General features: G+C 67.1%; 13 protein-coding genes. 3 read left to right on the top strand and 10 right to left on the bottom strand.

Annotated features, from left to right (window positions below):
* Positions 1–81 precede the first annotated feature (81 nt).
* The 5 genes from groL to AC1DDH_RS09210 form a co-directional block, all read right to left on the bottom strand.
* Positions 82–1719 carry a chaperonin GroEL gene (gene groL, locus AC1DDH_RS09230; protein ID WP_079555368.1) on the bottom strand — a complete coding sequence of 546 codons (1638 nt, stop codon included), beginning with the start codon at positions 1717–1719 and terminating at the stop codon, positions 82–84.
* Between the two features lie 295 nt (positions 1720–2014).
* The gene (locus AC1DDH_RS09225) at positions 2015–3283 is read right to left on the bottom strand and encodes an ABC transporter substrate-binding protein (protein WP_476873478.1); all 1269 of its coding nucleotides are present in this window, start codon (positions 3281–3283) and stop codon (positions 2015–2017) included.
* Positions 3284–3342: 59 nt separating this feature from the next.
* Positions 3343–3546, bottom strand: coding sequence for a cold-shock protein (locus AC1DDH_RS09220; RefSeq protein ID WP_230008017.1), 204 nt, complete (start codon positions 3544–3546; stop codon positions 3343–3345).
* Between the two features lie 158 nt (positions 3547–3704).
* On the bottom strand, positions 3705–4343 hold the full coding sequence (locus AC1DDH_RS09215; RefSeq protein ID WP_476873477.1) for a LytR C-terminal domain-containing protein: 639 nt from the start codon (positions 4341–4343) through the stop codon (positions 3705–3707).
* A 93-nt stretch (positions 4344–4436) separates the two neighbouring features.
* On the bottom strand, positions 4437–4700 hold the full coding sequence (locus tag AC1DDH_RS09210; protein WP_223915291.1) for a DUF3263 domain-containing protein: 264 nt from the start codon (positions 4698–4700) through the stop codon (positions 4437–4439).
* 203 nt (positions 4701–4903) lie between these two features.
* On the opposite strand from AC1DDH_RS09210, the gene AC1DDH_RS09205 reads away from it, so the two are divergent.
* Together AC1DDH_RS09205 and AC1DDH_RS09200 are read left to right on the top strand one after the other, a co-directional pair.
* A complete protein-coding gene (locus tag AC1DDH_RS09205; protein WP_476955288.1) occupies positions 4904–5710 on the top strand; it encodes a uracil-DNA glycosylase in 807 nt (268 codons plus the stop codon).
* A gap of 51 nt (positions 5711–5761) precedes the next feature.
* Positions 5762–6601 carry a siderophore-interacting protein gene (locus AC1DDH_RS09200; protein WP_476955287.1) on the top strand — a complete coding sequence of 280 codons (840 nt, stop codon included), beginning with the start codon at positions 5762–5764 and terminating at the stop codon, positions 6599–6601.
* Positions 6602–6782: 181 nt separating this feature from the next.
* Here the strand turns inward: AC1DDH_RS09200 and AC1DDH_RS09195 are convergent, their stop codons facing one another.
* Positions 6783–8279, bottom strand: coding sequence for a threonine/serine exporter family protein (locus tag AC1DDH_RS09195; RefSeq protein WP_476851263.1), 1497 nt, complete (start codon positions 8277–8279; stop codon positions 6783–6785).
* Between the two features lie 49 nt (positions 8280–8328).
* Positions 8329–9402, bottom strand: coding sequence for a lipid II:glycine glycyltransferase FemX (locus AC1DDH_RS09190; RefSeq protein WP_476955286.1), 1074 nt, complete (start codon positions 9400–9402; stop codon positions 8329–8331).
* Positions 9403–9516: 114 nt separating this feature from the next.
* Here AC1DDH_RS09190 and AC1DDH_RS09185 point away from each other — a divergent pair, with 114 nt between their 5' ends.
* Positions 9517–10086, top strand: coding sequence for a TspO/MBR family protein (locus AC1DDH_RS09185; protein WP_476955285.1), 570 nt, complete (start codon positions 9517–9519; stop codon positions 10084–10086).
* Positions 10087–10179: 93 nt separating this feature from the next.
* Here AC1DDH_RS09185 and AC1DDH_RS09180 read toward each other — a convergent pair whose 3' ends face one another.
* The 3 genes from AC1DDH_RS09180 to gcvH all read right to left on the bottom strand — a co-directional run bounded on the left by AC1DDH_RS09180 (position 10180) and on the right by gcvH (position 13612).
* The gene (locus AC1DDH_RS09180) at positions 10180–11592 is read right to left on the bottom strand and encodes an L-serine ammonia-lyase (protein WP_476955284.1); all 1413 of its coding nucleotides are present in this window, start codon (positions 11590–11592) and stop codon (positions 10180–10182) included.
* A 293-nt stretch (positions 11593–11885) separates the two neighbouring features.
* Positions 11886–13232 (bottom strand): serine hydroxymethyltransferase, encoded by a 1347-nt coding sequence (glyA, locus tag AC1DDH_RS09175; RefSeq protein ID WP_476955283.1) that lies wholly within the window; start codon positions 13230–13232, stop codon positions 11886–11888.
* Positions 13229–13612, bottom strand: a complete 384-nt coding sequence (gcvH, locus tag AC1DDH_RS09170) for a glycine cleavage system protein GcvH (RefSeq protein WP_230007215.1) — start codon at positions 13610–13612, stop codon at positions 13229–13231. Before gcvH ends, glyA begins: the two co-directional genes overlap by 4 nt.
* Between the last annotated feature and the right edge of the window lie 238 nt (positions 13613–13850).

The following is a 13850-nucleotide window of genomic DNA, read 5'->3' as shown; positions in this document are numbered from 1 at the left end:
CAGCGCTTAACCGGCGACGGCGGCCCCACCCGAAGGTGGGACCGCCGTCGTCGAACAGCCGGTGATGGCTGGCGCGGGTGGTTAGAAACCGCCCATGCCGCCCATGCCGCCCATGTCGTCGCCGCCGCCCATCGGGGCGCCACCCTTCTCGGGCTTGTCGGCTACAACGGCCTCGGTGGTGAGGAAGAGGCCGGCGATGGAAGCCGCGTTCTGCAGGGCAGAGCGGGTTACCTTGACCGGGTCGTTGATGCCGGCGGCCAGCAGGTCGACGTACTCGCCGGTGGCGGCGTTGAGGCCGTGGCCTGCGGGCAGGCCGCGGACCTTGTCCACGACGACGCCGGGCTCGAGGCCGGCGTTGAAGGCGATCTGCTTCAGCGGGGCGTCGATGGCAACGCGGACGATGTTCGCGCCGGTTGCTTCGTCACCGGAGAGCTGCAGGTTCGCGAATGCCTTGGCGCCGGCCTGGATCAGGGCAACGCCACCGCCGGCGACGATGCCCTCTTCGACAGCAGCCTTGGCGTTGCGGACGGCGTCCTCAATGCGGTGCTTGCGTTCCTTGAGCTCGACCTCGGTTGCGGCGCCGGCCTTGATGACTGCAACGCCGCCGGCCAGCTTGGCCAGGCGCTCCTGCAGCTTCTCGCGGTCGTAGTCGGAATCGGAGTTCTCGATCTCGGCGCGGATCTGGGACACGCGGCCGGCGATCTGGTCGGCGTCGCCTGCACCCTCGACGATCGTGGTCTCGTCCTTGGTGACAACAACCTTGCGGGCCTTGCCAAGGAGTTCGAGTCCGGCGGTCTCAAGCTTGAGGCCGACTTCCTCGGAGATGACCTGGCCACCGGTGAGGATGGCGATGTCGGCCAGCTGCGCCTTGCGGCGGTCGCCGAAGCCCGGAGCCTTGACGGCGACGGACTTGAAGGTGCCGCGGATCTTGTTGACGATCAGGGTGGCCAGGGCCTCGCCCTCGATGTCTTCGGCAATGATCAGCAGCGGCTTGTTGGACTGCATGACCTTTTCCAGGACAGCAACCAGTTCCTTGACGTTGGAGATCTTGGAGTTGACGATCAGGATGTACGGATCCTCAAGGACCGTTTCCTGGCGCTCAGCGTCGGTGACGAAGTAGGCGGAGATGTAGCCCTTGTCGAAGCGCATGCCTTCGGTCAGCTCCAGCTCGAGGCCGAACGTGTTCGACTCCTCGACGGTGATGACGCCTTCCTTGCCGACCTTGTCGAGGGCTTCGGCGATCAGGGCGCCGATCTCGTTGTCGCCGGCGGAGATGGACGCGGTGGCGGCGATCTCTTCCTTGGTCTCGATTTCCTTGGCGGAGGCCAGGAGCTCGACGGTGACCGCGTCAACAGCCTTCTCGATGCCGCGCTTGAGGGACAGCGGGTCAGCGCCGGCCGCTACGTTGCGCAGGCCTTCCTTGACCAGGGCCTGTGCCAGCACGGTTGCCGTGGTGGTGCCGTCGCCTGCGACGTCATCCGTCTTCTTGGCAACTTCCTTGACCAGCTCGGCGCCGATCTTTTCGTAGGGATCGTCCAGCTCGATCTCCTTGGCGATGGAAACACCATCGTTGGTGATCGTGGGGGCGCCCCACTTCTTTTCGAGGACGACGTTGCGTCCCCGCGGGCCGAGGGTGACCTTGACGGCGTCGGCGAGGATGTTCAGGCCCCGCTCAAGACCGCGGCGTGCCTCTTCATCAAATGCAATGATCTTGGCCATAACGGCAGTAGTCCTTTCGGGACAGTCGTTAAGAATGAACCTTCGCTGTGGTGCCCGCGACGGACGATCCCAACCCCGCGGCCTCTGTATGCCGCCGGGTCCGGGATCTCACCCCAGCAAGGTGTTTCTTTAGCTCCTGGACCGGCTGCCCCACTTCGCGGCCGGGCGGACCGGGCGTCGTGTTAGCAGTCAGTGCGCTGGAGTGCTAAATCAATAATTAGCACTCCCCCGGGGAGAGTGCAAGCAGTGGCAGGCCGGAACCGGCCACCACGCGGGCACAATACGCTACGAGCGATCAGCCGCCGCTGCTGCTCGCGGCTTCTGTGCCGTCCACCGTGGGCAGGTTGTCCTCGCCGTAGGTCGAAACCATGTAGTTCGCTTCGGTGATGTCGCCGTGGGCATCAAAGTTGATCCGTCCGGACTGGCCGTCGTAGTCCGGCCGCTGGCCTGCCCGGAGGACGCCGACGCAGTCTTTGTAGCTCGTGCATGACTCGCTGGGCGGCTGGCTGCCGCCGGCCCCGGTTCCGCCTGCTGCCGGGGTTCCGCCGGAGACCGCGACGAGGGACGCCGCGATGGAAGTGCCGGCGTCGTCCTCTGCGGCGGCGGCGGCGACGGCGGCCAGGACGACGGCGTCGTACGTCTCGGCGGCGAACACCATGTCCTTCAGCCCGGGATCAACGGCCACGAGGTCCGCCTGAAAGGCGGCGGAGGGAAACACGCCGGGCAGGATCCCGCGTGCACCCTCGAGCGCCCGGGCGCCCAGGCCAGAGCCGTACTTGCTGACTGCTCCGTCACTGAGGACCAGCTTCTTGCCGGCGAGGCCGGCGTTGTTCAGCTCGGCGATGGCGCCCTGTGCGCCGTCGCGCGAGACCAGGATGACGGCGTCGGGGTTGGCGGCCTTAGCGGCGGCGACAGCCTGCTGAGCCTGGCCGGGGGTGAACTCCGAGTCCGCCACGACCTCCAGTCCGGACTGTTTCGCCGCGCCGCCGACGGCGGCGGCGACGTCTTTGCCGTAGTCGCCTTCCTCATGCAGGACCGCCAGGGTCCTGGCGCCGCCGTCTTTGACCAGTTTGGCGAGGACGGATGCCTGGGCGATGTCGGCGGCCGAGGTGCGGAAATAGTAGCCGCCGCTCTTGTAGTTGCTGAGCGCGGCGGCGGTGTTGGCCGGGGAGATCACGGCTACCTTGGCGTTGGCGAGCACGTCGATGGCGGCCGGGGCACGGCTGGAATCGGTCGGGCCGATCACGACGTCGGCCTTGGCGGCAACCAGCGCTTTCGCCTGGGCGGCGGTGTCCGTGCTGATGGTTTCCGGCAGCAGCTCCACCGGTTTGCCTTTGTGCCCGCCGGCAGCGTTGATCTCCTTGACGGCAAGTTTGGCCGCCGCGAGCTCGGAGGCGTTGAGGAAGTTCTGCTTGCCCGTGTTGTCCAGGATCAGGCCGATGCGCAGGATGCCGTCACCGCTGGCGTCGGCGCTGGCCACGCGGGCACTGCCCGCGGGGCCCAGGCAGCCCGTCAGGGCCAGGGCCGCTACTGTGCCCGCCGCCAGGGCGCGGCCCAGCGGCAAATGTCCTCCGCGGCGCCCGGCCGCGTTCCTTGGGGCGTTCGTGACGGCAGCCAGTACCACTAGGCGGGCCGGACGCTTTCGGCCTGCGGGCCCTTTTCGCCCTCGCCGACTTCCAGTTCCACCCGCTGGCCCTCGTCCAGGGCGCGGTAGCCTTCCCCGACGATCGCTGACCAGTGCACGAAGACGTCGTTCTCGGAACCGTCCACGGCGATGAAGCCGTAGCCCTTTTCGGCGTTGAACCATTTGACGGTTCCCAGTGCCATGGTGTCCACACTTTCAGCTAGCTTGCGTGCGGCCCACCTCGATGTGCGCCGCGGACTGCGAAGAGAAATCCGCAGATACTGTACCCACAGCGTCCCCCAGGAACGCCGGCGGCGGGCAGGGCCGCCGCCTAATAGTTATTGAGGCGTAACCGGATTGGCTACTGGTAGCCGGGGCCGAGAACGACGACAAGGGGCATGTTGAACTCGGCAGAGTCCACGAGGGTGTCGACGCCGAGGAGGGCTCCGAGTGCCTCCGCATTGTCCTTCTGCTCGACGCCGCTGTAGAAGATCACCGACGTCTGTTGCGGGACACCGCCCCAGTTGCCTGTCTCGCCCAGGACCCAGCCGTCGGAGGTGACGGTGCCGCCGACGCGGGTGGCGAGGCCGGCGGTGGTGGTCGCGTTGTAGATCGTCACCGGCTGCGTCTTGTCGACGGCGGCGGCTGTGGCGCTCGGCGTAGCTGACGGCGAAGCCGCCGGCGCGGCGGCGGCGTCCGTGCCGGCCGGCTCCGGGCTCGTCGGCGTGGGACTGGGGCTCATGGTGCTCGTGGCGGACGGGCTGCTGCTGGCAGATGCGGACGCGCTGCCACCGGCCGTCACGGCCGCGGCCTGGCCTGCGGAGAAGCCGAGCTTCGGCAGGATCAGGAAGGCCACCAGGCCGATGGCCAGGGCTACGCAGCCAGCCGCCAGGATCGGCGCCAGGCTCCGCCGCCGCGATGCCGCGACGGCCCGGTGGACTCCCTGCCGGGTAGAGGTCTCCGGGACCCGATCAAATTCATCCCGAGCGTATTTGGTCATGGTAAAACGACGTCCTTGCTGATTTCATACGGGGTGCCCGAGGCCGGAACGGACGCAACAGGACGTGCGCATCCGGCTGCTCGTGACGCGACTTTACGAATCTGTTCCCAGACGACGGGCAGTGCGGGCACGTTGGCGTGATGTACGTAGTCTACGCAATCTCTTGACCAGCATGGGATCGTGGGCCAGCGCATCCTCGGTATCGATGAGGGCATTGAGGATCTGGTAGTAGTGCGTGGCGGACAGATCGAACAGCTCGCGGATGGCCTGTTCCTTGGCCCCGGCGTACTTCCACCATTGCCGCTCCAAGGCCAGCATCTGCTGGTCGCGGGCGCTCAGCGCAGACTCCGCGGACACCCCGTCCGGGCCCGCGCCGGCGGTTGGGAATCCGGCAGAATCCCCCGCGAGCACGTGCTCTTGCGCTGTTTCGGCCACGACACACTCCTGGTTGATTCCGAAAAACCTGGCTGGTATCCGTTAAAAAGTCAGTCCCAATGCTACGGCCGAATGACAGGGTTGTCATTCGGGCGGGCGCAGAAACGGGCCGCAGCTGGGGAAGAATGGGTGCTGTGTTTGATGCCGAGTTTGACCCCGCCAGTGAACCCGACGCGCTGTTCGAGCTGGAGCCCGCAGCCGCGGACGCCCTCAGTTTCGAGGACCTGGCGCGCCGGCCGCTGGACGCGCTGGTTGCTCCTGACTGGGCGGAGCCGCTGGCGCCGGTGGAGGCGGAGTTGCGCGAAGCCCTCGCCTTTGTCGCGGGCGAAGTGGCCGCCGGGCACGGCGTACTGCCCTCGCCGGCAAACCTGCTGCGGGCTTTCCGGCAGCCCCTGGCCGGCGTCCGCGTGCTGGTGGTGGGCCAGGACCCATATCCGACGCCGGGGCACGCCGTGGGGTTGTCCTTCGCCGTGGACGGCGCCACCCGGCCGATCCCCCGCAGCCTGGCAAACATCTACAAGGAACTTCAGGCCGATCTCGGCTTCCCCCCGCGCGTCCACGGGGACCTCAGCCACTGGGCGGACCAAGGCGTACTGCTGCTCAACAGGGTGCTCAGCGTCCGTGCCGGCGCGGCGGGCTCGCACCGGAACAAGGGCTGGGAGGCCGTGACGGCGGCGGCCATCCGGGCAGTCGCCGGCCGCTCGTCCGTATCCGGTGCGGGCCATGCCCCCCTGGTGGCGATCCTGTGGGGGAAGGATGCCGAGTCCGTGCGGCCGCTGCTGGGGTCCGCAGCCGTGATCGCCAGCGCCCACCCCAGCCCGCTATCGGCCTCGCGCGGTTTCTTCGGGTCCCGGCCGTTCAGCCGGGCCAACGCCCTGCTGCTGCAACAAGGCAACGGGACGGTCGACTGGGAGCTTCCGCCGTTGCCGTAACAGGCCCCCGCGCAAAGCTCCCGCCGGGGGTTCTTGGATAGGCTTAGCTGCATGACATCCGTCCCCGCAGCCACCACCGCCACCCGGAATTCGCGCCCCCAGACCGATCTGATGGTCCTGCGCAGGGAGCAGCTCTCCCCGCATATGGTCCGGATCATCGCCGGGGGCCCGGGCTTCGCCGGGTTCGTCAACAACGACTATGTGGACCGGTACGTCAAGATCGTCTTTCCGCAACCCGGCGTCGAATACCCGGATCCGCTGGATTTGTGGGCCATCCGGGAAACCATGCCGCGCAGTCAGTGGCCGCATACCCGGACCTACACGGTCCGCTGGGTGGACCCGGAGGCGCAGGAACTGGCCATTGACTTTGTAATCCACGGCGACGAGGGGCTCGCCGGCCCCTGGGCGGCCTCGGCCCAGCCCGGCGATCGCCTGACTTTCACCGGCCCCGGCGGCGGGTACAACCCTGATCCGGCCGCGGACTGGTACCTGTTTGCCGGCGATGAATCAGCGTTGCCGGCCATCGGCGCGGCGATCGAATCCCTGCCGGAGGATGCCCGCGGCCTCGCCCTGCTCGAAGTGGACAGCGACGCCGACGTCCAGGCCATCGCCGGGCCGGCCGGCGTCGAACTGCGCTGGCTGCTGCGCGGCGGCGCACCCGCCGGTGAGAGCGAACTGCTGGTCACGGCGGTGCGCGACGCCGAGTGGCCCGAGGGCCGGGTGCAGGTCTTTGCCCACGGCGAGCGGGGCTACATGAAGGGCCTCCGGGACGTGTTCTACGTGCAGCGCGGGCTGGAGCGGGCCCAGGTGTCCCTCTCGGGCTACTGGGCCAAGGGCCGGGTGGAGGACGACTTCCAGGCGGAGAAGAAGCTCCCCATCGGCAAGATCTAGCGAGGCAAGATCTAACGGCGCAAGACTAGGCGGCGCGAGATTTGGCGCTGCGGAGTTTCCCCACCTTTGCCACCACGACGCCGGGACACGCCGGCGCGGCGGGCTGACACGCCGTCGCGTCCCGGCAAAAGTGGGGAAACCCGGCGCCTTAGGGGAGCCGGACGGGCATTCCTCGCAAGGTCTAGCGGCGGCGTGCCCTGCGCCGTTCGTTGCTCGCCAGGCTCCGCGTCAGGGGCCGCGCCAAGGTGTCGCCGAGCACGATGCCGGCAGCGACACCGAGCACGATGGCCCCGGCGTTGAGCATGCCGCCGGCGCCCATGAGAATCTCCGATTCCTCGATGGTCAATACATACATCGACCGGAATATAGTGAGTCCGGGGAGCAGAATCAGCGCGGCGGGAACGGCCACCACTAGCTGTGGGGCGCCCATCCGGAGGGCCACGACGCGGGCCAGCAGGCCGATCACCACGGCAGCGAGGGCCGGGGCGAAGCGGGATCCGATGCCCAGGGCGTCGCCGCCGATGAGGACCAGGTAGCCCACCACCCCCACGGCCGCCGTCGGCAGCAGCAGCTTCCAGCTGGTCTGTTCCGTGATGCCGATCATCAGCACCGCGATGGCGATCAGGATGACGATCACCCACAAGTCATACTTGGGCGGGAATGTTTTGGTGACGTCTATGGGATCCATGCCGGTCATGTCCCCCACGACGAACCCGACGGCGATTCCGGCGACCAGCGCCCCGAAAGTCAGCATGGTGGACAGGAACCGGCCGGCCGCCGTGACGGGGAAGCCGTTGATCGCATCCTGCACCGAGGACACCAGGCGTCCCGTCGGCAGGAGCAGCAAAATCCCGCCGACCACCACGATCTCGGGAGCAATCTGCACTCCCAGCGGGCTGCCGAAGCGCCACAACAGCAGGGCGATGATGGTCACCAGGAACGAACACGAGGCAGTGATGAAGAAGTCCGGCGTACGCCAGCGGCCCAGCTGGCGGGCCAGCAGGCTGACCAGAAGGTTGGAGAGGAACGCGACGACCGAGGCGCCCAGTCCGCCGCCCAGGACACCGACGAAAACGGCAGAGAACACGCCGAAGGCCACGGTGACCATCCACCGCGGGAACGGCTTGGCGCTGCGGGTGATGTCCTCAAGCCGGCGCACGGCTTCCTCGCGGCCGACGCCGCCGGCCACGATGTCCGTCACCAGCTGGTGCACTTGAGAGAGGCCCGCGTAGTTGTTGGTCCAGGACCGCACCACGCGCAGCAGTGAGATGGGCGTCTGGTCCTTGGGTGCGTAGTTGATGGCCACCGACTGGTTGGTGATGTCCACCTCGATGTTCTTGAGGCCAAGCGCGGCGGTGATGGCGATGATGCTGGTCTCGACTTCGAGGGCGCCGGCCCCGTACCGGAACATGGATTCGGCCAGCTTCAGGGCGAAGTCGATGGTTTTGCGGGCAGAGGCGTCCACCCCGCCAACCTGGATCATCGGATTGGCGTAGGGGCTGCCGGCGAGCCGGTCGACGATGCTCATCGGCGCGGTGGGCGGGTTTTCGCCCTGGACCAGGCGGCGCAGCATCCTCTTGGCGGCGGCGTTCTGGCGCACCTGCATGGCCGACATTGGCTGGGTCCGGGGCAGGCCGTCCGTGGGTGGCCTGCGGTGGCCGTCGTTTCCGTTGTTCATTCCGGCCTCCTCACTGTCCTCGGCTGACCTTGATTGTCTCTGGCTCGGTTTAGTAAAACTGCTGGCCCGTGCGCCGGGTGTAGACCTGGCGTGCGACGCGCTCCCCCGCCGTCATCCAGGCCTTGTACTTCAGTGGGCTCAGGACTTGGTCATAGCAGCCGACGAAGTCGGTCACGGTCTTGCTGAAGCTGGTCTTGAAGAGCCCCAGCCCATGGAACGGGTTCGACGTGTCCTTGAGCTTGTCGCTCGGGGGCGTGCCGCAGAAGTCGTATTCGGTGCAGCCGAGGTCCTTGACCTGGTTGATCGCGGTCCACTGCACGAGGTGCGAGTCACCGTACTGGCCACGCTTCTGCAGGGAGCCGCCGTCCTTGTACGTTCCCTTGCGGCCGTAGTTGATCACGAACGCGCCCACCGAGGGCACGCCGCTTTCGTACACGAAGAGCAGCCTGCCCTGATCCCGCTTCAGAAAGTTGGTCCAGAACTGGCGGTAGTACTCGTACTCGCGCACCCGGACCTGGGACTTGGCTTCCACCGTGGTGGTCATCAGGGCATACATGGCCCGGAAGTTCTCTTCCGTGGGCTCGACGTTGTGGACTTCCACGCCCTCGCGGATGGCGCGGCGCACGGCGTTGCGGCCCCGGGAGTGCAGGTTGCGCAGCAGCTGGTTTTCCTCGGGCGCAATATCGAGCAGCGCCGTTGAGTCGTTCGGCTGCAGGTTGTGGGTCTTGACCAGGCCGGCCCCCTCAAGGATCCGCGCGGCGTCGTCGCACAAGACAACATCCGGTTCGATCTTGATCGCGAAGACACCCAGCTTGGCCCTTTTGACGAAGTCCGCGTTCGCCGCGACGATCCCGGGGATGTCCTCGACCGACGCCACGTCGGGTCCCTTGATCAGATACCAGAGCTTGCCGAGGACCGGAAAGGACTTCTCCAGGACCAGGTTGTAGCTCGTGTAATCGGCCGACTCGTACACCAGGTGCAAGGGCTTCCAGCCAAAGTGCTGTTTGACCTCGGCGAAGGCTTCCGATTGCAGGAGATTGCCGCCGTTGGGGTTCGCGGTGACGTGGGCATCCCAGTTGGCAATCTCTTCGGCAGAGGCAAAACGGGCAGTGAATTCTCGCAAGGGTGCGGTATCCAATCATTGCGGTACGAGCTTCGGCGGCATGCGGACATGCAGCCCCAAGTCTATCGGCACGCACCCTGCCGCCGGTCCGGGTCAGGCGGTTACGCTGGTCTCATGCAGGCTCAGCAACAACCGCTGGAAGGCCGTCCGGGGGCGCCCGGCGGCCACTCTAAGGGCGTCGGAAGCGGCGCGGGCAGCGGCTTCTCCCAGGTGGTCGCGCTGCTGCTGTTCCTCGGCGCGTCGGCGCTCGTTGCGGCCTTGGGCGGCCTGGCCACGGCCAACCACGTCAACGGCTGGTACGCCAACGCGGACAAGGCCCCGTGGTCCCCGCCGAACTGGGTTTTCGGGCCCGTCTGGACGGTCCTGTACGCCGCCATGGCCGTCGCGGCGTGGCTGGTCTGGCGCAGCCGCGCCCCGGGGTCCAAAGCGGCCCTGACAGCCTACGGCGTGCAGTTGGGGCTGAACCTGCTCTGGACGCCGGTCTTCTTCGCCTTGTACCCGGCGCTCGGGACGCCGGCGCTGTGGATCGCGTTCGGGATCATCGTGGCTTTGGCCGTGGCCGTGGCCGTGACGGTGGTGCTCTTCGGACCGATCAGTCGGACGGCAGGACTGCTGATGCTGCCCTACCTGTCGTGGATCGTGTACGCATCCTCGCTGAACCTGTGGGCGGCACTGCACAACTAGCGCCTGCACAGCTGTAGGCCGCATGGCTGTAGGCTGCACAGCCGGAGCCGCCGGCCAGCGCCACGTCAGCCCCGGCCGGCGGCGGTCAGCTTCCTAGCACTCCACGACGTTGACGGCGAGGCCGCCCATCGCGGTTTCCTTGTATTTGGAGCTCATGTCCTTGCCGGTTTCGCGCATGGTCACGATAACTTCGTCCAGGGAGACCCGGTGCGTGCCGTCGCCCCAGAGCGCCATTTTGGCGGCGTTGATGGCCTTGGCGGCGGCGATCGCGTTGCGTTCGATGCACGGGACCTGCACGAGCCCGCCGATCGGATCGCAGGTCAGGCCCAGGTTATGTTCCATCGCGATTTCCGCGGCGTTCTCCACCTGCTGGGGCGTGCCGCCCATAACTTCGGCCAGGCCGGCGGCCGCCATCGACGACGCCGATCCCACCTCGCCCTGGCAGCCGACTTCCGCCCCGGAAATCGAGGCCTGCTCCTTGTACAGCACCCCGATGGCGCCGGCGGTCAGCAGGAACCTGACGATCGTGTCGTCGCGGTCGGCCTGGGTGGCCTGGTCCATGCCGGGGGCGAAGTGCAGCGCGTAGTAGAGCACGGCCGGGATGATGCCGGCGGCGCCATTCGTGGGGGCGGTGACGACGCGGCCGCCGGAGGCGTTTTCCTCGTTTACGGCCAGCGCGATCAGGTTGACCCATTCCTGCCAGTACTTCGGGTCCCGGTAGTCGGGGTCCTGTCCGCGGGTTTCCTTCATGAGCCGTTCGTGCCAGTCCGGGGCCCGGCGGCGGACCTTGAGCCCGCCCGGCAGCAGCCCGGTGCGTTTGAGGCTGACCTCGACGCAGCCTTCCATCACCGAGTAGATGTGCAGCAGCCCGTCGCGGATTTCCGCTTCGGTGCGGGAGGCGCGCTCGTTGACGAACATGATCTGCCCGATCGAGAGGCCCTTGGACTGGCAGCGGCCCAGCAGTTCCGCGGCCGTGCGGAACGGCAACGGCAGTTCCTTCTTGGATTCGTCGAGCTCCTTCAGGGCCGCGTCCTCCTCGCCCTCGCGGACGATGAAGCCGCCGCCGACGGAGAAGAACGTGGCTTTGTGGACGGTTTCGCCGTCGGCGTCGGAAACCGTGAACGTCATGCCGTTGGTGTGCCGGGGCAGGATGGTCAGCGGCCGCAGGATCATGTCCTTCACCCCGTACGGCAGGGCGACCGAGCCGGCCAGCTGCAGAGTGCCGGTCTCAGCGATCGTGGCCAGCCGTTCCTCCACTTCCTCGGGCAGGATCAGCTCGGGGTGGAAGCCTTCCAGGCCGAGCAGGATCGCGGTCATAGTGCCGTGCCCCTGGCCCGTGGCGGCCAGGGAACCGTACAGGTCCACCCGCAGCGACGCTACCTTCTCCAGGTCCCCGGAGGCCTTGAGTTCCTCGGCGAAGAGGGCGGCGGCCCGCATGGGCCCCACGGTGTGTGAGCTGGATGGCCCTATTCCGATGGAAAAGAGGTCGAAGACTCCAACAGCCATTGTCGGTTCCTAACTAGGTCTTGCTGTGGCCCGGCAGAGGGTCCTGCCGGAAGGCGCTGCGGGCGCTGGTTGGCGGCCGCATGCCGGATGCACGACGCCGGGCGGCGGCTTGTGGCGGCAACCCGGCGTCGTGATCTGTACTGCTGTTAGTTCTGTACTGCTGCTACTTCAGTCTTACGTCGCCTGGGCGAGGTTATCAACCGAGGGGTAGAGCGGGTGGGCGGCGGCTTGTGGCGGCAACCCGGCGTCGTGATCTGTACTGCTGTTAGTTCTGTACTGCTGCTACTTCAGTCTTACGTCGCCTGGGCGAGGTTATCAACCGAGGGGTAGAGCGGGTGGGCGGCGGCGAGGGCCTGGACCCGGGTGCGGAGACTGGAGAGGTCGGCGCCGGCGTCGGCGATCAAAGCCTCGGCGATGATGTCGGCAACCTCGGTAAAGGCCGCCTCGCCAAAACCGCGGGTCGCCAGCGCCGGGGTGCCGATCCGCAGCCCGGAAGTGACCATCGGCGGACGCGGATCGAACGGCACGGCGTTGCGGTTGACGGTGATGTCGATCGCCGCGAGCCGGTCCTCGGCTTCCTGCCCGTTCAGCACGCAGTTGCGCAGGTCCACCAGGACCAGGTGCACGTCGGTGCCGCCGGAGATCACGTTGATGCCCTTGGCGGTCACGTCGTCCTGGACCAGGCGCTCGGCGAGGATCCGGGCGCCGGCCAGCACACGCTCCTGGCGTTCCCTGAACTCCTCGGACGCGGCGATCTTGAAGGCCACGGCTTTGCCGGCGATGACGTGCTCCAGCGGCCCGCCCTGCTGGCCGGGGAACACCGCCGAGTTGATCTTCTTGGCGATCTCGGCGTCGTTGGAGAGGATGATGCCGCCGCGCGGACCGGCGAGGGTCTTGTGCGTGGTGGAGGTGGTGACGTGCGCGTGCGGGACCGGGGACGGGTGCAGCCCGGCCGCGACCAGCCCGGCGAAGTGCGCCATGTCCACCATCAGGTACGCGCCCACCGAGTCGGCGATCCGGCGGAACTCGGCGAAGTCGAGCTGCCGGGCGTACGCGGACCAGCCGGCAACGATCAGCGCCGGCTTGTGCTCTTGGGCCAGGGCCTCGACCTCGGCCATGTCGATCCGGTGGTCCTCTTCACGGACCTGGTACGGAATGACGTTGTAGAGCCGGCCGGAGAAATTGATCTTCATGCCGTGCGTCAGGTGCCCGCCGTGCGCCAGGTTCAGGCCCATGATGGTGTCGCCCGGACGGATCAGGGCGTGCATCACGGAGGCGTTGGCCTGTGCGCCGGAGTGCGGCTGGACGTTCGCGTACCCGGCACCGAACAGGGCCTTGACCCGGTCGATGGCGAGCTGTTCGATCACATCAACGTGCTCGCAGCCGCCGTAATAGCGCTTGCCCGGGTAGCCCTCGGCATACTTGTTGGTCAGCACCGAACCCTGCGCCTGCATCACAGCCTTGGCGGTGTGGTTCTCCGAGGCGATCATCTCCAAACCGTCACGCTGCCGGGACAGCTCGGCGTCGATCTTCGCGGCGATCTCCGGATCCAGCACGGACAGCTCCGCGTCCAGGCTCGGCGAAACGACCTGCTCGAACGCCAACGTCTGGGTGCCCGCGGCCGCCGTTGCGCCGCTCACAGTTCGCCACCGTTCTTGGACGCGTACTCCTGGGCCGAGAGCAGCGGGCCGTCCGATTCGGCGGCCACCTTGAAGAGCCAGCCGGCACCGTACGGGTCGCTGTTGATCAGCGCGGGGTCATCGACGACGGCGGGGTTGATTTCGGTGACCTCGCCCGTGACCGGGGCGTAGAGGTCCGAGACCGACTTGGTCGACTCGACCTCGCCGCAGGTCTCCCCCGCGGTCACGGCGGAGCCGACCTCCGGCAGGTCAACGTAGACGATGTCGCCGAGGGCATCCGTGGCGACGGCGGAGATGCCGATGGAAACAACGTTTCCGGCCTCGCGGGCAACCCACTCGTGCTCGTCGGAGTACTGCAGTTCAGGGGCAACTTTTGCCATGTGTTTTTCCTTTACGTTTGAAAAGTCGTGGGCCACAACAATTGGGGTGGGTTGGGTGGCGGATGAGGCAATTCCTCCGCGTGCTCGCTCGTCCCTCGCTTAGACGCACGCTTCCGGAATCCCCTCACCCGCCGCTATTCAGTTCAGTTTTTGGGGCCAGCCGTTTCCTCGGAAGAAACAGTGGCTTTTCGATATCTTCCAGAGCCGGGGTGCTCCGAGGCTTCAAGGCTGTCATCAA

This window comes from Arthrobacter sp. 10T425 (assembly GCF_056393985.1).
This window is presented reverse-complemented; position numbering and strand designations above follow the sequence as displayed.